Source organism: Enterobacter cloacae complex sp. GYL001, assembly GCF_049237125.1.
Lineage (GTDB): Bacteria > Pseudomonadota > Gammaproteobacteria > Enterobacterales > Enterobacteriaceae > Enterobacter > Enterobacter hormaechei_C.
In genome coordinates this window covers 20035-39540 of record NZ_JBMKGW010000019.1, presented here as the reverse complement: position 1 = coordinate 39540, position 19506 = coordinate 20035, and the positions used below count along the sequence as shown (strand labels likewise).

Annotated in this window: 18 protein-coding genes; 5 read left to right on the top strand and 13 right to left on the bottom strand. The window is 56.1% G+C overall.

What is annotated here, in order from left to right:
- Positions 1-102: 102 nt before the first annotated feature.
- Positions 103-615, top strand: coding sequence for a zinc uptake transcriptional repressor Zur (gene zur, locus ACOTWU_RS22055; RefSeq protein ID WP_006810484.1), 513 nt, complete (start codon positions 103-105; stop codon positions 613-615).
- Between the two features lie 47 nt (positions 616-662).
- On the opposite strand, the gene ACOTWU_RS22050 is transcribed toward zur, so the two are convergent.
- From ACOTWU_RS22050 to ACOTWU_RS22035, 4 genes are all read right to left on the bottom strand, one after another.
- Complete coding sequence (locus ACOTWU_RS22050; RefSeq protein ID WP_003860314.1) at positions 663-872, bottom strand: CsbD family protein; 210 nt, start codon at positions 870-872, stop codon at positions 663-665.
- A gap of 119 nt (positions 873-991) precedes the next feature.
- On the bottom strand, positions 992-2329 hold the full coding sequence (gene dinF, locus ACOTWU_RS22045) for an MATE family efflux transporter DinF (RefSeq protein ID WP_023302925.1): 1338 nt from the start codon (positions 2327-2329) through the stop codon (positions 992-994).
- Positions 2330-2392: 63 nt separating this feature from the next.
- Complete coding sequence (gene lexA / locus ACOTWU_RS22040) at positions 2393-3001, bottom strand: transcriptional repressor LexA (protein WP_003860318.1); 609 nt, start codon at positions 2999-3001, stop codon at positions 2393-2395.
- 108 nt (positions 3002-3109) lie between these two features.
- A complete protein-coding gene (locus ACOTWU_RS22035; RefSeq protein WP_017382619.1) occupies positions 3110-3478 on the bottom strand; it encodes a diacylglycerol kinase in 369 nt (122 codons plus the stop codon).
- A 154-nt stretch (positions 3479-3632) separates the two neighbouring features.
- Here ACOTWU_RS22035 and plsB point away from each other — a divergent pair, with 154 nt between their 5' ends.
- A complete protein-coding gene (gene plsB / locus ACOTWU_RS22030; protein ID WP_003860322.1) occupies positions 3633-6053 on the top strand; it encodes a glycerol-3-phosphate 1-O-acyltransferase PlsB in 2421 nt (806 codons plus the stop codon).
- A 92-nt stretch (positions 6054-6145) separates the two neighbouring features.
- Here the strand turns inward: plsB and ubiA are convergent, their stop codons facing one another.
- The 5 genes from ubiA to malK form a co-directional block, all read right to left on the bottom strand.
- Entirely contained in the window at positions 6146-7012 is an 867-nt protein-coding gene (ubiA, locus tag ACOTWU_RS22025) for a 4-hydroxybenzoate octaprenyltransferase (protein ID WP_015570176.1), read from the bottom strand.
- A 12-nt stretch (positions 7013-7024) separates the two neighbouring features.
- Positions 7025-7522, bottom strand: a complete 498-nt coding sequence (ubiC, locus tag ACOTWU_RS22020; RefSeq protein WP_015570175.1) for a chorismate lyase — start codon at positions 7520-7522, stop codon at positions 7025-7027.
- A gap of 172 nt (positions 7523-7694) precedes the next feature.
- Positions 7695-8633, bottom strand: coding sequence for a maltose operon protein MalM (gene malM, locus ACOTWU_RS22015; protein ID WP_015570172.1), 939 nt, complete (start codon positions 8631-8633; stop codon positions 7695-7697).
- A gap of 114 nt (positions 8634-8747) precedes the next feature.
- Positions 8748-10055, bottom strand: coding sequence for a maltoporin (locus tag ACOTWU_RS22010; protein WP_040118263.1), 1308 nt, complete (start codon positions 10053-10055; stop codon positions 8748-8750).
- 42 nt (positions 10056-10097) lie between these two features.
- A complete protein-coding gene (gene malK / locus ACOTWU_RS22005) occupies positions 10098-11207 on the bottom strand; it encodes a maltose/maltodextrin ABC transporter ATP-binding protein MalK (RefSeq protein WP_003860329.1) in 1110 nt (369 codons plus the stop codon).
- Between the two features lie 371 nt (positions 11208-11578).
- Here malK and malE point away from each other — a divergent pair, with 371 nt between their 5' ends.
- The 3 genes from malE (at position 11579) to malG (ending at position 15340) form a co-directional block, all read left to right on the top strand.
- Positions 11579-12769: a maltose/maltodextrin ABC transporter substrate-binding protein MalE gene (malE, locus tag ACOTWU_RS22000; RefSeq protein WP_126499214.1), complete on the top strand. Its 1191-nt coding sequence runs from the start codon at positions 11579-11581 to the stop codon at positions 12767-12769.
- A gap of 121 nt (positions 12770-12890) precedes the next feature.
- Positions 12891-14435, top strand: coding sequence for a maltose ABC transporter permease MalF (malF, locus tag ACOTWU_RS21995; protein WP_017694723.1), 1545 nt, complete (start codon positions 12891-12893; stop codon positions 14433-14435).
- Between the two features lie 14 nt (positions 14436-14449).
- Positions 14450-15340 (top strand): maltose ABC transporter permease MalG, encoded by an 891-nt coding sequence (gene malG / locus ACOTWU_RS21990; RefSeq protein ID WP_003860332.1) that lies wholly within the window; start codon positions 14450-14452, stop codon positions 15338-15340.
- Positions 15341-15438: 98 nt separating this feature from the next.
- On the opposite strand, the gene psiE is transcribed toward malG, so the two are convergent.
- The 4 genes from psiE to ACOTWU_RS21970 all read right to left on the bottom strand — a co-directional run bounded on the left by psiE (position 15439) and on the right by ACOTWU_RS21970 (position 19496).
- The gene (gene psiE / locus ACOTWU_RS21985) at positions 15439-15849 is read right to left on the bottom strand and encodes a phosphate-starvation-inducible protein PsiE (RefSeq protein WP_000202963.1); all 411 of its coding nucleotides are present in this window, start codon (positions 15847-15849) and stop codon (positions 15439-15441) included.
- A 178-nt stretch (positions 15850-16027) separates the two neighbouring features.
- Positions 16028-18124: a YjbH domain-containing protein gene (locus ACOTWU_RS21980; protein ID WP_126499213.1), complete on the bottom strand. Its 2097-nt coding sequence runs from the start codon at positions 18122-18124 to the stop codon at positions 16028-16030.
- A complete protein-coding gene (locus ACOTWU_RS21975) occupies positions 18124-18861 on the bottom strand; it encodes a capsule biosynthesis GfcC D2 domain-containing protein (protein ID WP_015570167.1) in 738 nt (245 codons plus the stop codon). Before ACOTWU_RS21975 ends, ACOTWU_RS21980 begins: the two co-directional genes overlap by 1 nt.
- Positions 18858-19496: a YjbF family lipoprotein gene (locus ACOTWU_RS21970; protein WP_017382614.1), complete on the bottom strand. Its 639-nt coding sequence runs from the start codon at positions 19494-19496 to the stop codon at positions 18858-18860. The genes ACOTWU_RS21975 and ACOTWU_RS21970 overlap by 4 nt, the downstream gene beginning before the upstream one ends.
- Positions 19497-19506 lie beyond the last annotated feature (10 nt).

Sequence of the window (19506 nt, the reverse complement as noted above, 5' to 3'; positions counted from 1 at the left end):
TTTGCGATGCGTCAGGTATAGCACAGCCTGGCGGATCTCGGTGTTTTTAGCAGAACATGATAAAGTGAATGTTTTCACCCCTTACCATATCCGAGGTGCCCGATGGACAAGTCCACAAAAGAGCTGTTAGCGCAAGCTGAAAAGCTGTGCGCGCAACGCAATGTGCGCCTGACCCCGCAGCGCCTTGAGGTACTGCGTCTGATGAGCCTGCAACAGGGTGCCATCAGCGCCTACGATCTGCTCGATCTGCTGCGTGAAAGCGAGCCGCAGGCAAAACCGCCGACCGTTTATCGGGCGCTGGATTTTCTGCTGGAGCAAGGGTTTGTGCATAAAGTGGAATCAACAAACAGCTATGTGCTGTGCCATCTTTTTGACCAGCCAACTCACACGTCCGCCATGTTTATCTGCGATCGCTGTGGTGTGGTGAAGGAAGAGTGTGCGGAAGGTGTGGAAGATATTATGCATACGCTGGCAGCCAGAATGGGCTTTGCGCTGCGCCATAACGTGATTGAAGCCCACGGCTTATGTTCTGCCTGCGTGGAAGTGGAGTCATGCCGCCATCAGGATGCCTGTCAGCACGATCACTCTATCCTGGTGAAGAAAAAGCCGCGTTAAAGCCAAAGAAAAAGGCGGCTCAGGGCCGCCCTTGGGGATAGTGCCGGTTACCAGCGGTAGTCGTTACGGGTTTCCCAGTCTTTGACTTCATTTTCCGCCTGATCTTTTTCGTAACCGTAGCGCTCCTGGATTTTGCCTACCAGCTGATCGCGCTTACCTTCAATGACGGTCATATCGTCATCTGTCAGCTTACCCCACTGTTCTTTCGCTTTACCTTTGAATTGCTTCCAGTTGCCGCCGATTTCGTCTTTATTCATAATCGTGTCCTCGTGTTAAGCGTCTATGAGTATCGTCCGCTTCGTTCTTTTCTGCTGGACGTGATTATTATTGTAGTTAAGGATTCGGCAGTTGTTTTTATATTCGGAATCTTTAACCGTTACGATATATCGTGCGGGGCTGGAAACCAGGTATTGTTTCGCCAGTGACGATGCCAGATAACGGCCAGCGAAAGGCCACGCAGTGAGAGAAACACCGCCAGCGCCAGCCACAGGCCATGATTGCCGAGATACGGCAGGGTTAGCAGCGTCAGGCCGAACCCCGCCGCCGCGACGGCCATGCTGTTGCGCATCTCCGCCCCTCGCGTCGCACCAATAAACATGCCGTCCAGCAAATAGCACCACACGCCCACCACCGGTAATACTACCTGCCAGAGGATGTAGCGATCGGCCAGCTCACGTAGCGCGGGCAACGAGGTGAGTAACGCGACAATATGCCCACCAAAACAGGCGTATACCAGAGCAAAGACCAGCGCCACCAGGCCCGCCTGACGACAGGCAGCACGCCAGACTTCACGTAACTGGCCGCTTTCACGCGCGCCATAGGCCTGCCCTGAATGCGCCTCCACGGCGTAAGCAAAACCATCCAGCGCGTAAGCGGTAAAGGTCAGTAATGTCATAAGCACTGCGTTGACGGCAACGATCTCAGGCCCAAGACGCGCACCAAAAACGGTTAATGCACCAAAGCAGAGTTGCAGCAGAAGCGAACGGAGCATGATGTCGCGATTAAGCGCCAGCAGCTTACGAATGTTGCCGCGCCAGGCCGATTTCAGCAGATCCAGGGTGATGCCGCGCATCGCCAGCACGCGCCAGACCATCCCCAAACCGATCAGCAGCGTACCGTACTCGGCAATCGCCGTGGCCAGCGCCGCGCCCCGGACGTTCATGTGCAGCCCCATCACCAGCCAGAGATCGAGCACAATGTTAAGCAGGTTGCCCACCACCAGCAGGATCACCGGCGCGCGGGCGTACTGCACGCCCAGCAGCCAGCCCAGCAGGACCAGGTTTGCCAGTGAAGCGGGCGCGCTGAGCCAGCGAATTTCGAGGAACCGCCGGGCCTGTTCCAGTACGGCATCGCTGCCACCTACAATATGGAGCGCAAGATCAATCAGCGGCGTACGCAACAGAACGATTAACGCGCCGGCACCGAATGCCAGAATGAGCGGCTGAACCAGCGCACGCGCCAGACGCAGGGGATCTTTTGCACCATACGCCTGGGCCGTCAGGCCTGTCGTACTCATGCGCAGAAAAAGCAGCAGCATAAAGAGGAAGCTGGTCGCCGTTGCGCCGATCGCGACGCCGCCGAGATAAATCGGCGAATCGAGATGCCCGATAACCGCCGTATCCACCAGCCCCAGCAGAGGAACGGTAATATTGGAAAAAATCATTGGTAGCGCAAGACGCCACAACGCCTTATCGGCAGAAGTTAGCAATGCCATGGAAATTACCGGAATCAGAAAACAGGCCAGGCTGTAGAGGAACTACAGCCTGTCAGGAAGAGATTACAGCCATTCACCGTTGCGGATAACGCCGACCGCCAGCCCTTCAATAGAGAAGCTCTGTTCGCGGAGATCCACCACAATCGGGGAGAATTCATTATTTTCAGGCAGAAGCTGCACGGTATTGCCTTGTTTTTTCAGGCGTTTAACCGTCACTTCATCATCAATGCGCGCCACCACGACTTGCCCGTTACGCACGTCCTGCGTTTTGTGTACCGCCAGCAGATCGCCATCCAGAATACCGATATCTTTCATGGACATTCCGCTAACGCGCAGCAGGAAATCGGCGCTTGGCTTGAACATGCCTGGGTCAACCTGATAGTGCCCTTCGATGTGCTGCTGCGCCAGCAGAGGTTCACCTGCCGCTACGCGACCCACCAGCGGAATACCGCTCTCTTCTTCCACCAGCAGACGAATGCCGCGTGAGGCGCCGGAAACAATCTCAATCACGCCCTTACGCGCCAGCGCTTTAAGGTGCTCTTCGGCAGCATTAGGAGAACGGAAGCCCAGACGCTGCGCAATTTCTGCACGCGTGGGTGGCATACCCGTCTGGCCGATATGATCCCGAATGAGATCAAACACCTCTTGCTGCCTGGTCGTTAACGCTTTCATACCGCCCCCTGGGTGTATATACAGTTATGCTGTGAGTATATACAGTCAAAGGCGATTTTGGAACCAAAAACTGCACAAAAAACCAGGGACTTAATTATTCCTCGAGGCTCATCGGAAATGCGACCAAAGCAGCGTGACCCAGGTGATCGCCGCAGTGATAATCGCCAGCAGTACGGCAGCGGAACCCATGTCTTTCGCCCGGCCAGACAGTTCATGGAATTCCGACCCGATTCGGTCAACAACGGCCTCAATAGCGCTATTAAGAATTTCCACTATCATCACCAGAAGGACAGATCCGATGAGCAGTACGCGGGTGATAGCATCAACATCAAGGAAGCAGGCGATGACAACGGCAACGATTGCAGCAACCGCCTCCTGGCGGAAAGCGGCTTCATTAACCCATGCCGCGCGGAAACCTTTCCATGAATAACCGGCAGCTTTAATGATTCGAGTTAACCCAGTGGTATTATTGGCCATTAAAAGAACCTTTTATGATAAATAGCGTCTGTAACTAAAGCCGCAGCGCGTTTTGCTGCAACCTGAAGTATGACGGGTAACAACAGAAATTTTGCGCGCTTTCTGTTATCCTTGCGCCGCAATTGCATTATTAACCAGAGGCTTTACATCGTTTATGTCCGGCTGGCCACGAATTTACTACAAATTACTTAATTTACCATTAAGCGTCCTGGTAAAAAGTAAGTCTATCCCAGCAGAACCTGCGCTGGAATTAGGGCTCGATACGTCGCGCCCTATTATGTACGTTTTGCCTTATAACTCGAAGGCAGACCTGCTGACGCTTCGCGCTCAATGTCTGGCGCACGATTTACCTGACCCGCTTGAACCGCTGGAAGTCGACGGTACGCTGCTGCCGCGCTACGTGTTCATCCATGGCGGACCGCGCGTGTTCACCTATTACACGCCGAAAGAAGAGTCCATTAAGCTGTTCCATGATTACCTCGATCTGCACCGCAGCAACCCCGATCTGGACGTGCAGATGGTGCCGGTGTCGGTGATGTTTGGCCGCCGTCCGGGGCGCGAAAAAGGGGAAGAGAACCCGCCGCTGCGTATGCTCAACGGCATTCAGAAGTTCTTCGCCGTCTCCTGGCTGGGACGCGACAGCTTTGTCCGCTTCTCGCCTTCCGTTTCACTGCGCCGCATGGCGGATGAACACGGCACTGACAAAATCATTGCGCAAAAGCTGGCGCGCGTTGCGCGTATGCACTTTGCACGTCAGCGTCTGGCGGCCGTTGGGCCACGTCTCCCGGCGCGTCAGGATCTGTTCAACAAGCTGCTGGCTTCCAAAGCGATTGCCCGTGCCGTAGAAGACGAAGCGCGCAGCAAGAAAATTTCGCACGAGAAAGCGCAGCAGAACGCAATCGCGCTGATGGAAGAGATCGCCGCAAACTTCTCCTACGAGATGATTCGCCTCTCTGACCGTATCCTCGGCTTCACGTGGAACCGCCTCTATCAGGGGATTAACGTCCACAACGCCGAGCGCGTGCGTCAGTTAGCGCACGACGGCCACGAAATTGTCTATGTGCCCTGCCACCGCAGCCACATGGACTACCTGTTGCTCTCTTACGTGCTCTATCACCAGGGGCTGGTGCCGCCGCATATTGCTGCCGGTATCAACCTGAACTTCTGGCCAGCAGGCCCGATATTCCGCCGTCTGGGTGCGTTCTTCATTCGTCGTACCTTCAAAGGTAACAAGCTCTACTCCACCGTCTTCAGGGAGTATCTGGGCGAGCTGTTCAGCCGCGGTTATTCCGTGGAGTACTTTGTTGAAGGTGGTCGCTCGCGTACCGGTCGTCTGCTCGATCCGAAGACCGGCACGCTGTCGATGACCATTCAGGCCATGCTGCGTGGCGGTACGCGTCCTATCACGCTGGTGCCTATTTACATCGGCTATGAACACGTGATGGAGGTGGGCACCTATGCGAAAGAGCTGCGCGGTGCGACCAAAGAGAAAGAGAGTCTGCCGCAGATGCTGCGTGGGCTGAGTAAACTGCGTAACCTCGGCCAGGGCTACGTGAACTTTGGCGAGCCCCTGCCGCTGATGACATATCTGAACCATCATGTTCCGGAGTGGCGCGAGTCTATCGATCCTATCGAAGCGGTACGTCCGGCCTGGCTGACGCCAACGGTCAACGGCATTGCATCCGAGCTGATGGTACGCATCAACAATGCTGGTGCGGCAAACGCCATGAACCTGTGTTGTACTGCGCTTCTGGCCTCCCGCCAGCGTTCACTGACCCGTGAGCAGCTGACCGAGCAGATTGATTGCTACCTGGATATCATGCGCAACGTGCCGTATTCCGTTGATTCGACCGTGCCGTCTGCCACCGCCAGCGAGCTGATCGATCACGCGTTGCAGATGAACAAGTTCGAAGTCGAGAAAGATACGATTGGTGACATCATCATTCTGCCGCGCGAGCAGGCCGTGCTGATGACCTACTACCGCAATAACATCACGCACATGCTGATGCTGCCGTCGCTGATGGCGGCCATTATTACCCAGCACCGCCGTATTTCGCGTCAGGAGCTGCTGCGCCATATTCAGGCCATCTACCCAATGCTGAAAGCGGAGCTGTTCCTGCGCTGGAGTAAGGATGAACTGGCGGCTGAGCTCGATAAAATGACGGCAGAGATGCATCGTCAGGGGCTGATTACCATCAGCGATGACGAACTGCATATCAATCCGTCACGTTCCCGTACCTTGCAGCTTCTGGCTTCCGGTGCGCGTGAGACGTTGCAGCGCTACGCCATTACCTTCTGGTTGTTGAGTGCAAACCCGTCAATCAACCGCGGTACGCTGGAAAAAGAGAGCAGGACGCTGGCCCAGCGCCTCTCCGTTCTGCATGGCATTAACGCCCCGGAATTCTTCGACAAAGCGGTATTCAGCTCCCTGGTGCTGACGCTGCGCGACGAAGGGTACATTAGCGATACGGGCGATGCCGAGCCGGAAGAGACGATGAAGGTTTACCAGATGCTGGCAGAGCTGATTACCGCGGATGTGCGTTTGACGATTGAGAGTTCGACGCAGGGCGAGTGATGCTAAAGCCGGGTGGCGCTAACGCTTACCCGGCCTATATGTTCCGCTAAATCGTAGGCCGGGTAAGGCGAAGCCGCCACCCGGCTTTTTTATCACCAGTAACTCATCGCCAGGCCCAGAAACAGCACCAGCCCGACGTAATTATTATTCAGAAACGCTTTAAAGCAGGCTTCACGCTCGCGCTTCGCGATCAGCTTCTGCTGATACGCAAACAGCAGCCCCGCCACCAGTACGGACCAGTAAAACTCCCAGTTCAGCCCGTTCAGGCGACCAATCGCCACCATCAGCGCCAGCACCGCCACCTGCAATATGCCGATGATAAGTTTGTCGTGACGACCAAACAGGATCGCCGTCGATTTGATGCCAATCTTGAGATCGTCATCGCGATCGACCATCGCGTATTGGGTATCGTACGCAACGGCCCAGAGAATATTCGCCAGGAACATCAGCCAGCAGCTGAGCGGAACGGACTCGCTGACCGCGGCAAACGCCATGGGAATCGACCAGCCAAATGCCGCACCCAATACCACCTGCGGCAGATGGGTGTATCGCTTCATGAACGGGTAAACCCAGGCCAGCGCCAGAGCAGCAACTGACAGCAGAATGGTCATGGTGTTAAGGGTTAATACCAGCATGAATGAGAGCAGCACCAGCACCACGAACAGAATGCGCGCCTCTTTCCCGGTCACCTGACCGCTCGGCAGAGGACGATTCGCGGTGCGCTTAACATGTCCATCAAATTTCCGGTCAGCATAGTCGTTAACCACACAGCCCGCAGCGCGCATCAGCCAGACGCCCGCCACAAACACCGCCAGGATCCACAGCGGCGGCACGCCCGGCGTGGCAACCCACAGCGCCCATAAGGTCGGCCACAGCAGCAGCAGCGCGCCAATGGGTTTATCAGTACGCATCAGGCGGTGATAGGCCAGCAGCTTATTCTGCGTCAGACTCCACTCCATTTTTTCTCCCTCTTAGTACAACGGCGATGCAGGCAAAAAGAGTTCCGTCAGTATTAACGGCTTGCCACTCAAACGAAGGCGGGAACGGCGCCCCCACAAATCGGCATCGCAACCAATTTCAATAAAATCACGGGTCAGTTCAGACGAGGTGAACAGATAGCGCCCCAGGGGCGTTTTGCCGAGGCGTTGCAATGCCAGCTCCGGCCCGGAAAGTGTAGACTCAGGAACCACCGTCCGCCCGGCAAGCCACGGCTCGCCATCTGCACACAGTAAAATTTCACGTAGCCAGTAGCGTTCTTCTTGCGGCAGCAGCGGCAGCTCGCTGGCAATCTCCGCAGGCGAGACAAACCCTTCCTGAATCATCGTCACCGTGACCGTTTTACCCTGTTGCTCAAAACGTTTTGTCATGGAATCTTCCAGCAGCAGCCAGTCCAGTTGCTCCGGGTCAAGCGCGGGTATTTGGTCGAAATAGCGTAGCGCACGCAGCTGCGTTAGCGCGGGGTGTGACATGCCAGACTCTCCGATACATAACGTAAAGGCATTGTATCGCAGATTGGCAAAATGAGGACGGACAAACCAAATTTAGCGATCACTATCGCAACAATGGTGCAACTTAGCCAAAAAAAGTGCGCCCACTCAGGCGCACTAAACGACTAACAAAATCAGCACTGTGGGGAGACGGTTACCCCTTGCCTTTTACACTGCTGATAAAGGTGGAACGGGCAGTGGTTGAACCTAAACGCTCGGCTTCATCAAGCAGTTTCAGCGCTTTATCGACATCGCCGTTTTTAACCGCCTGCTTGATGGCGTTGTTAAAGTAAGTTTCAGTATCGTTAAGCACGGGCTCGGCTTTTTTCGCCGGGGCCGGGGCTGCGGCCGGTGCTGCGGCTGGCGCGGCGTACACAGGCGCGGCAGTATTACCCACCGTTACCGGACCCGGGCCAGATGAGCCAAACAGCGGGCCTACGAGTACGCTGGAGGCACTGTTGGTGGAGACTTTCAGCTTGATCAGACCATCGGTGGTATGACGGGCAAGCGGGTCCGGAATATCCGGGACAGAGTTCCCCGTGCCTTTCGCATAGGCTTTTGCCGGGTCAACAAGCTTCGTTGTCTGTTGCAGATCTTTTTCAGTCGTGAACACCAGGACATAAATCTTCTGCTGACCCAGGGCTGGAGTCAGGCGCATAACGCCTTCCAGCCGATCGGCACTCATGACGCCAGGCTCCTGATAGCTGAAATAGTCACTTGGGAAGAACGCGGATGGCGTCATGTTCTGATCGAGGATCAGCACGTTAGGCGCGAAGACGCTGGTCTGTTTATTGACTTCACTGGTCAACGTCAGGGTCAGCTCGCCGATATTCGCCGGCACGCTGAAAGCCGCGACCGGACCGCTGATACCCGGCACGTTCAGTGACTGGCCCCCCGCTGAAAGCTGGGTAGTTTGTGTTTTCGATTGATCAACTGGCGTCCACACCAGTTGCTGTAGTGCCGCAGCCGGAATAGCTGGCGCAGCGCTGGTATTTTGAGGAACAAAATTCACATCTGCAAAGGTGACCGCAGGCGCACAGGCCAACAGCCCCGCAGAGAGGCACAGCGCGACGAGACTTTTCTTCATTTTCATTGTTATTACCTCTGATAGCGTGAGCACTGCGGTGGCCAGGCAATAGCGCGCAGCACCCTAAGGAGAGAGGGGCTTGCGCCCCTCTTTTCAGGTCATTACGTCAGGCTTGACGAATTACCACCAGATTTCCATCTGGGCGCCGAAGGTCCACTCATCGTTGTCGCCACGGCTGAAGGTTTTCGCGGAAGTGTCGCTATACGCTACGCCAGAGGTGTAGCCCGTATCGCCGTTGTTCGCGTAGCCCCATTTCTCATCCCACTTCGCGTAGGTTGCGAAGACGCGGATAGCCGGACGGGACCAGATGCTGTCGCCTGCCTGCCATTGCTGTGCCAGGGTGATTTTGTACTGGCTGTTTTTGTCGTCAGTTTTCTGAGATTTGACGCTGTCGTAGCCCACTTCCAGCAAGGTGCTCATGATCGGCGTCCATTTGAACATTGGACGAACACCCACGGTCCACCACTCGGTACCGTTGTTGTTGTCACGATCGATGTTCTGGTACATACCGACGTACATCAGGTCCCAACGGTCTGCCAGGGTGATTGCACCGTGGTCCAGCACGCGCCACATAGAGCCGTCGTTATCGATGCTGCCGCCCTGTGGAATACCTTTACCGTTAGAGGTCATGGAATCCGTACCGTATTGCAGTACGAACTTGTTGAAGCCTTTCATCATGCTCTGGGTGTGTTCAGCGGTGAACAGCCAGCCATCTTTAGAGGCGCCAGGTTGCAGGTAGTAGTCGTCAGGAATGTTGGTATGACCGTAGTCAACGCCCAGCTCCAGCGTACCGCCCGGGTTGGTTTCCAGACCGGCTAAACGGACGTCGAAGACATCGTTTGGTACCACGTTGTCATAAATACGGTCGCCGTTCGCATCACGATCGGCGAAGGTTGCAGAACCGCCGGACTCAGAAGAACGGGTCGCTGCCAGAGAGAGTTTACCAAAGCCCAGATCGATGTTTTCAATACCGGCACCAGGACCAGAGATATCCCAGTAGTAGAAGTCGATCATGTGTACGTCATGACGCTGATAGAAGCGTTTACCGGCCCAGATGGTAGAGCCTGGCAGCCATTCAATCAGGTTTTTACCCTGCACGTTAGCTTCACGGAAGGCCGGGCTGGTGGATTCCCAGTCATTCTGTTGAGAAACGGAGTACGCTACGTTGGTGTCGAAATAGAAGCTTTTGTCGCCTTCTTTCCATACTTCCTGGCCCAGTTTCAGTTCGGCGTAGGTTTCACATTCGTTACCGAGACGGTATTTACTTTGTGCGCCTGTTGCCTGGAAACATTGTTGTTCACCGCCACTTCCGGTCCAGCCAATGCCGGAACGAGCATAACCTTTAAAGTCTACGGCGCCCGCCTGGGCAGACAGGATGCCTGCCGCAATGGCGACAGCCAGAGGGACTTTGCGCAGAGTAATCATTATTCTATCTCCTGAGATCATTGCTTTTCTTTGTAATTGGAATGCTTAAACGCCTGGCTCTTTGTGCAACCGACGACATGCAGTGCCATCCTCACGGAACAGATGGCAGCGCTCTGGCGGCAAACCGATAGCGAATGTGGCACCCTCTTCTACCAACACCACGTCATTCTGGCGGTAGACCAGGTTCTGACGGATGGCGGGGATCTGGATATGAATCTGTGTTTCGTGACCAAGCTGTTCGACGACCTGAACTTCACCTTCCAGCGTCACATCAGCGATGTGGCTCGGCAGTAAATGCTCAGGGCGGATACCGAGGGACATATTGGCCCCCACCTGTACGTTGGCGCTGTCGACCGGCAGCCAGACTTGCTGACGGTTTGGCAGCTCCACCTGTACCTGTTCGATTGCCGTCGCGGTCACTTTTACGGGCAGGAAGTTCATCTTTGGCGAGCCAATGAAGCCCGCAACAAAGCGGTCTGCCGGGTAGTGATACAGCTCCAGCGGTTTGCCCACCTGCGCCACGCGACCGGCGTCCAGCACCACGATTTTGTCGGCCAGCGTCATCGCTTCGACCTGATCGTGGGTGACGTAAATCATCGTGCGTCCAAGGCGTTTGTGCAGACGGGAGATTTCGATACGCATCTGGACGCGCAGGGCGGCATCCAGGTTAGAAAGCGGTTCATCGAGCAGGAACACGCGCGGCTCGGCCACCAGCGTACGGCCGATCGCCACACGCTGACGCTGACCACCGGAGAGCGCCTTCGGTTTACGCTCCAGCAGATGTGCCAGCTGGAGCACTTCCGCCACCTGGGTGACGCGCTGGTTAATGGTCTCTTTTTTCGCGCCGGCCAGCTTCAGGCCAAAGGACATGTTCTCGGCAACGGAAAGATGCGGATAAAGGGCATAAGACTGGAACACCATGCCCACGCCGCGTTCGGCTGGCGGGATGTCGTTCATTCGGGTATCACCAATAAATAAATCGCCACTGGTGATGGTTTCAAGACCGGCAATCATACGCAGCAGAGTCGATTTACCACAGCCTGATGGACCCACGAACACCACAAACTCACCTTCGTGGATGTCCAGATTGATGTCTTTTGACACCACTACGTCGCCCCAGGCTTTCGTTACATTACGCAGCTGTACGCTCGCCATGCCCTTCTCCCTTCGTTACAACCTGTCACCGACAGAAACATTCAAGATAAGTTCACTATGCGTGTTCCATTACTTTCGTGAATCCTCCACCCCCCGGCTTTTTTATGGGGGAGGAGGCGGGAGGATGAGAGAGCAGGCTCTGCGACCGCAGCGGAGGGGCTGAGGCGAAAATCGTGAAGCGGCCTGCAAAATTCAGTGGGTTTTTATGTGCGCCAGCACTCATAACTTAAATTTATGTTACAGGGATCACACAAACAGGGGGTGGGGCGTAGGGACTGGGAGGATGGAAAGAGGATGTCAAATAAGGAGACTGAGTCACGTTGAACCACCTTATGTATCCACGAGCACATCACCAATAAAGGATGGCAGATATGAAGATCAAGACTGGCGCACGCGTTTTCGCATTGTCCGCCCTCGCAGCAATGATGATTTCCGCACCGGCTCTCGCCAAAATTGAAGAAGGTAAGCTGGTTATCTGGATTAACGGCGACAAGGGCTATAACGGTCTGGCCGAAGTGGGCAAAAAATTCGAGAAAGACACCGGTATCAAAGTCACCGTAGAACACCCGGACAAACTGGAAGAGAAGTTCCCGCAGGTTGCGGCAACTGGCGATGGTCCGGACATTATCTTCTGGGCGCATGACCGTTTCGGGGGCTACGCGCAGTCTGGCTTGCTGGCAGAAGTTACGCCAGACAAAGCCTTCCAGGACAAACTGTTCCCGTTCACCTGGGACGCCGTTCGCTATAACGGCAAGCTGATCGCTTACCCAATCGCGGTTGAAGCGCTGTCTCTGATTTACAACAAAGACCTGGCGCCAAACCCGCCGAAGACCTGGGAAGAGATCCCTGCTCTGGATAAAGAGCTGAAGGCGAAAGGTAAATCCGCCCTGATGTTCAACCTGCAAGAGCCGTACTTCACCTGGCCGCTGATTGCTGCCGACGGCGGTTACGCGTTCAAGTTTGAAAACGGCAAATATGACGTGAAAGACGTGGGCGTGGACAACGCAGGTGCGAAAGCGGGTCTGACCTTCCTGGTTGACCTCATCAAGAACAAACACATGAATGCGGATACCGACTACTCCATCGCGGAAGCGGCGTTCAACAAAGGCGAAACCGCGATGACCATCAATGGTCCGTGGGCCTGGACCAACATCGACAAGAGCAAAATCAACTACGGCGTGACCCTGCTGCCAACCTTCAACGGCAAGCCATCTAAACCGTTCGTGGGCGTGCTGAGCGCGGGCATCAACGCCGCCAGCCCGAACAAAGAGCTGGCGAAAGAGTTCCTCGAAAACTACCTGCTGACCGATCAGGGTCTGGATGAAGTGAACAAGGACAAGCCGCTGGGCGCCGTTGCGCTGAAATCCTTCCAGGATCAGCTGGCGAAAGATCCGCGTATTGCGGCCACCATGGATAACGCCCAGAAAGGCGAAATCATGCCGAACATCCCACAGATGGCTGCGTTCTGGTACGCCACCCGTACCGCGGTCATCAACGCTGCAAGCGGTCGCCAGACTGTCGATGCCGCACTGAAAGATGCTCAGGGCCGTATTACTAAGTAATTCTGAAAAACGGCGGGTGGCGCGTGCGCTTACCCGCCCTACGACTACGGCACGATCCGTAGGTCAGGTAAGCGCAGCGCCACCTGACGATAAGTTTCCACCGTTGTAGAGGAAGAACCCCATGGATGTCATTAAAAAGAAACACTGGTGGCAAAGCGACGCACTGAAGTGGTCAGTGATAGGTCTGCTGTGTCTGCTGGTGGGTTACCTTGTTGTTTTAATGTACGTGCAAGGGGAATACCTGTTTGCCATCATGACGCTGATTTTAAGCTCGGTTGGCCTGTATATTTTCGCCAACCGTAAAGCGTACGCCTGGCGCTATGTCTACCCGGGCGTTGCCGGGATGGGGCTGTTTGTCCTCTTTCCGCTGATCTGCACCATCGCGATTGCCTTTACCAACTACAGCAGCACCAACCAGCTCGCGCAGGAGCGTGCCACCCAGGTGCTTCTGGATCGTTCTTACCAGGCGGGTAAAACCTTTAACTTCGGCCTGTATCCCACGGGTGACGAGTGGAAGTTAGCGCTCACTGACGGTGAGAGCGGCAAAACCTATCTTTCCGACGCGTTCAAATTTGGCGGCGAGCAGAAGCTGGCCTTAAAAGAGGCTGCGGCCCTGCCGGAAGGTGAACGTGCGAACCTGCGTATCATTACCCAGAATCGTCAGGCGCTGACCCAGCTCACCGCCGTGCTGCCAGACGAAAGCAAAGTGACCATGAGCTCGCTGCGCCAGTTCTCCGGCACGCAGCCGCTTTATACTCTGGCGGATGACGGCACGCTGACCAATAACCAGAGCGGCGTGAAGTACCGTCCGAACAACGATATCGGTTTCTATCAGTCGGTGAATGCCGACGGCAGCTGGGGCGACGACAAACTCAGCCCGGGCTATACCGTCACCATCGGCTGGGACAACTTCACCCGCGTATTTACCGACGAAGGCATCCAGAAACCGTTCTTCGCCATCTTCGTCTGGACGGTGGTCTTCTCGGTGCTGACCGTGATCCTGACCGTGGCCGTGGGCATGGTGCTGGCCTGCCTCGTGCAGTGGGAGTCCCTGAAAGGCAAAGCGATTTACCGCGTGCTGCTGATTCTGCCCTACGCCGTGCCGTCGTTTATCTCGATTCTGATTTTCAAAGGGCTGTTTAACCAGAGCTTCGGTGAAATCAACATGATGCTGAGCGCGCTGTTCGGCATCAAACCGGCCTGGTTCAGCGACCCGACCACCGCTCGCTCGATGATTATCATCGTCAACACCTGGCTCGGTTATCCGTACATGATGATCCTGTGCATGGGGCTGCTGAAGGCTATCCCGGACGACCTGTACGAAGCCTCGGCGATGGACGGCGCGGGTCCGTTCCAGAACTTCTTCAAAATTACCCTGCCGCTGCTCATTAAGCCGCTGACGCCGCTGATGATCGCCAGCTTCGCCTTTAACTTTAACAACTTTGTGCTGATTCAGCTGTTGACCAACGGTGGCCCGGACCGTCTCGGCACCACCACGCCGGCAGGCTATACCGACCTGCTCGTGAGCTACACCTACCGCATCGCCTTCGAGGGCGGCGGCGGTCAGGACTTCGGCCTGGCGGCGGCGATTGCCACCCTGATCTTCCTGCTGGTGGGCGCCCTGGCGATTGTGAACCTGAAAGCCACACGTATGAAATTTGACTAAGGAGGGCACTGAACATGGCAATGGTACAACCCAAATCTCAGAAACTGCGCCTCCTCGCGACGCACTTAGGCCTGCTGATTTTCATCGCGGCGATCATGTTCCCGCTGCTGATGGTTATCGCCATCTCCCTGCGCTCGGGGAACTTCGCCACCGGGAGCCTGATCCCGGACGAAATCTCCTGGGAGCACTGGAAGCTCGCGCTGGGCTTCAGCGTGGAACATGCGGATGGCCGCGTCACGCCGCCGCCGTTCCCGGTGCTGCTGTGGCTATGGAACTCGGTAAAGGTGGCGACCATCACTGCGATCGGCATCGTGACGCTCTCCACCACCTGCGCTTACGCCTTCGCCCGTATGCGTTTCCCGGGCAAAGCGACGCTGCTGAAAGGGATGCTGATTTTCCAGATGTTCCCGGCCGTGCTGTCGCTGGTGGCGTTGTATGCCCTGTTTGACCGTCTTGGGCAGTATGTGCCGTTCATCGGCCTGAACACTCACGGCGGCGTGATCTTCGCCTATCTTGGCGGCATCGCCCTTCATGTGTGGACTATCAAGGGCTATTTCGAAACCATCGACGGCTCGCTGGAAGAAGCGGCGGCGCTGGATGGGGCGACACCGTGGCAGGCGTTCCGTCTGGTGCTGCTGCCGCTGTCGGTGCCGATTCTGGCGGTGGTGTTTATCCTGTCGTTTATCGCCGCCATCACCGAAGTCCCGGTCGCCTCACTGCTACTGCGCGATGTGAACAGCTACACCCTTGCCGTCGGTATGCAGCAGTACCTCAACCCGCAAAACTACCTGTGGGGCGACTTTGCCGCGGCGGCCGTCCTCTCTGCCATCCCGATTACCGTGGTGTTCCTGCTGGCCCAGCGCTGGCTGGTCAACGGCCTGACGGCGGGCGGTGTGAAAGGTTAAGTTTCATTTGTTATGCCACTGCAACCCTCAACTTTAGACGTATTGTATTGAACCAACTTGTGACTGTTATTCGGCGGCCTCCGGGCCGCCATTTTTTTTTATTCGCGTTTCAGCCGCTTCGAGTTGCACAGCCAGAGGGTGATCACCAGCAGCAGGATCGCCGCCGAGTAGATCAGCACGTCGAGCGGGGATTTATGATCGACGATGATCAGCCGCACAATGGCGGTGATGCCAATGTAGACAAAATAGCGCAGCGGGAAGTGAAAGCCGGACTGAAAGTACTTCACAATCAGGGCGATAAATTCAAAGTAGAGAAAGTAGACCACCAGGCCTTCCACCAGCGCGTATTTGCTGGTTTGCTCAGGGGCGAACAGCACATCCGCCAGATGCACCGTCTCTTTACCCAGAAAAACGACCAGGATCAGGCCAAGGCTCAGCAGACCGAGGTTCAGCACGGTCTGGAGTATCGTTGAGATAAACTCAACGCGCGGACGCGTCAGGGATGTCATACAGCACCTCATTCTCCAGGGCGAGGTTCCTGTATAACGCAAAAATGTGACGGGGATCTATATTTTTTGTTTATGTTTTGTCCAGATGAACATTCTTGCCGGGCGGCACTGCGTTTGCCCGGCCTACAAAAACACTCTCGTAGGCCCGGTAAGCGCAGCGCCACCGGGCAAATAAGCATCAGCGGAAGTTAATGTTCTTATCGCTGGTCATATCATACAGCTGGAATTTACGTCCAAGCTGCTGACCGCCGTCGCGCGTCAGCGGCGTCCAGCCCACTGCCGCACGGCTGCGGGTTGGGCCTGATGAGAACAGATCCAGCGGAATCGACACGTACACCCCTTTGGTGAAGTCCCCTTCCCCGTACTCGTCTGGCGAAACGTTGGTGATGGTGGCATAGCCGCCCACCACCACGCCGCTGTCGAAGTGTTTGGAGATATCCAGCGTACCGCCCTTATCACCCGCCAGATACTGGCCGACGCTGGCTTTCACCAGCACGTCCTGCGCGAACGACGGCGTCCAGTAGGCGGTCAGGTGGCCGGTTTTGACGCTGTAGTCGGTGAACTTCATCATGTCCTGCGCGCTGCGCCAGTCACGCTGTTTCACGTAGTTGGCATCAACCCCAAACGCCCAGTTGCTGTCGACAGGACGATAAAGCACTTCTGCCCCGGCGCCGCCGAACATGGTTTCCAGATAGCCACCGTAAACCTGGCCGTAGAAGCCGTTGCCGAAGTACTGGAAGTAGTTGGCCTGGAGGTTATTCACGTAGATATCGTTCTGCACATATTCGCGAACGCGGGTACGCACGCGCGGCAGTTTTGAATCGTTCGGCGGGTTGGTGTAGTTAAATTTGTCGTAGTTGTTAGCAATGTTGCCGAACAGACTACCGGTGGTCAACAGGTGGTCGGTCACCCACAGATCCGCCGTCGCCATCGCCCCCAGCTGATACATGTAGAAGTTTTCCGGCCCACCCACGGACTGGTTCAGCACCGGATCGATATGGAAATCGAAGCGGGATTTATCGATATACCAGCCCTGCTCGGTGCTCTCTGGCACCACCGGCTCAACGCGTTTTTGTACCAGCTCGGTTTCATGTCCCAGCGGTTCGCCTTCAAGATGACGCTTAAGGCTGGCAACATCGGTTTCGGTTGTGACCTGCGGCAGGTTGAGGCGGTTCTCCGTCACGCGGATCGTGCGGATCCCCTCCGGCAGATCGTTCATGACGATCCGGTTGGCGCGCTCGATCCCTTCGCGGGAGTCGCGGTATTTTACCTGCTCGCCGATGACGTACAGCGTATCGCCTTTGGTCTGGATCTTTGGATCCGCCAGGCCCGCGTTATATTTCAGCAGCGTCAGCTGGTTCGCTACCACGGAGTGCTGAATGATCGCATCCTGCGGCTCCGGCTGATATTTTGGCCGCGGGTTGTCATTGTAGTGCGGCCGCATGTCGTTAAAGTTAGTGCGCAGGGTAAAGCCAAACATCAGGGTATTACCGCGCTCATAGCTGAGGTTAACGTCGGCCCAGTCGGTGACGCGGTAAATGGCGCCGACGTTAAACTTGCTCTTTTGCTCAATTTTCCCGGCGAAGTCCTGCGAGTAGTCGTTTCCTTCGTACTCCAGCTTCAGACGTAACGGCTGCCACGGTGTTTGATACTCCACGCCACCAAACAGCGAGGCCGGGCCGTGGAACATCTGGTCCCCGTTGATGGAGCCCGCTTTCTGGTAGCTGTTATCGCGGTAGCAGTATTTATCGCTGTAGGTACAGAACGGATTTTTGACGTTGCCGCTGGTGCCGAGATAGCCCCATCCCAGACCGAGTGAGAAATCAAACGGTCCCCAGGCTTTGCTGGCCACGATGTATTCCGCGTCAAACAGGCCGGTCCCGCCGATATCCTTCGCACCAACGGAGACCTGCGGCATCCAGTAGCTCTCTTCCCACAGGCGCAGCTTCACGTCGAAAGCTTTGTCTTTATAAGTCTGGTCGCCGGAGAAGGCGTCCACGCTGCTGTACTGTTTTGTACGCACGTCGGTGTAGCGCAGCGTGGTCTCCAGCCAGGGGAACAGCTGCACGGACGCAGAGTAGTAACGGTACTGATCGTTATCGCGATAGTTAAGGCTGATTTCCCCCTCGCGGGCCATACGCGCGGTTGGGGTTTGCAGTAAGCCCACGCCGCCAAAATCGGACTGCGACGGGCCGATGGGTGCCGGATACGTTTCTGCATGACAGGCGGCACTCACGCACAGTGCAAGCATGCTGTAGAGATAGGTTTTTTTCATTATTCCGGTATCCGCTGTATCAGGGAGCGAAGGATATCGGCATTAAGCCCGTCATACGCTTTCGTCCAGAAATGGTCGGCAAAACCGACAAAAATGATGCTGCCTGGCATAGGTTCGATATGGCGTTTATTCCAGTAAGCCACCGGCGCTTTCTGCGTATGCCCGTCCGGATAGACCACCCAGGCATAGCTGTTATCCGCTCCGCTGAGCAGACTTTGCTCGTCGAGATAGCTCGCCACGTCCCGGCCCGGCGTAAATGGCTTTTTGCCAGGGCTGCTGAGAAGCCCCATCACGGTGACGGTGGAAGGCTGAGCCGGAAGCCACAGGGTATAGTCCCCTTCCAGCGACGGATTGCCGTTTTCCGCAACGCGCACCTCATCCGGATCCAGATTCACCTTCTGGCGCCCCGTCACCTTAACCGCCTGAAGCTGTTGACGCAGGCTAGTAATGGCCGCGGCATCGTCGGTATCTTCCTGTTGTGCCAGCCCGCTCAGTCGGGCGAGCAGCGCCTGATGTTTTTGTTCCGCTACGATCGTCGCCTGACGCTCGCTGATCACCGCCCCGGTCCACCAGCTTTTCGCCAGCCTCGGCTGCCCCACCAGATCGAGCAGATGCCCGGCATTGGTTAAGGTTTTAGGTTTTTCGCTGTCCGGGGTGTAGACCTGTACCGTTCCCGCAGACCACGCCAGCGGCGAGGTCAGGCTGGCGAGAAGCGCAATGTGGATGAACATTTTCATGATTTCGCCGCCTTGATCAGGGTGGCCTTCACCGGGAAGAAACCGGCACCGAGATACTGTAAGGACTGGCGGATTTGCCCCTCTTCGTCCACCCAGAAGCGGTTATGCCAGGTGGCCTGATCGGTTGTCACTTCTTCATCCAGCACGCGCACCTGCGTTTCGTCGCTGCCCACTTTGACACTGTCCGTACCGTCCCAGCGGAAGGTGGAGCGGGCCGTGGCGTAGCGCACCTGTTTATGCTCGGTCCAGCCCATCGTGCGCGTCCAGCTTGCGCCATCGACGATCTGATTCGGCTTGATGAGCGGATCTTCAGCCAGGTTGTTCACCTCAAGCAGGTTGTCGCCGCCGAGCAACGTTTTCACGATGCGGGAATGCTGTGTCACGATGGTGGCCTGATCCTGCGTCACCCATTTCTGCTGCCCGTTTTCATCGAAAGCGAGCACCACAAACAGTTGCGGACCATCGTTTAGCTGCATGTACTGGCTGGCATACGGCATGTTCTGAAGTTCGTCATCGGTCAGATGCACGCCCGGCGTGCCGAACATGCTGTCCCACAGTGAGTGGCCCAGCCCTTTGGTGGTAGCTGAGCACGCCTGCAACAGCAGGCAAATCAGGATGATTGCAGGTCGCTTCACGACTCTTCTC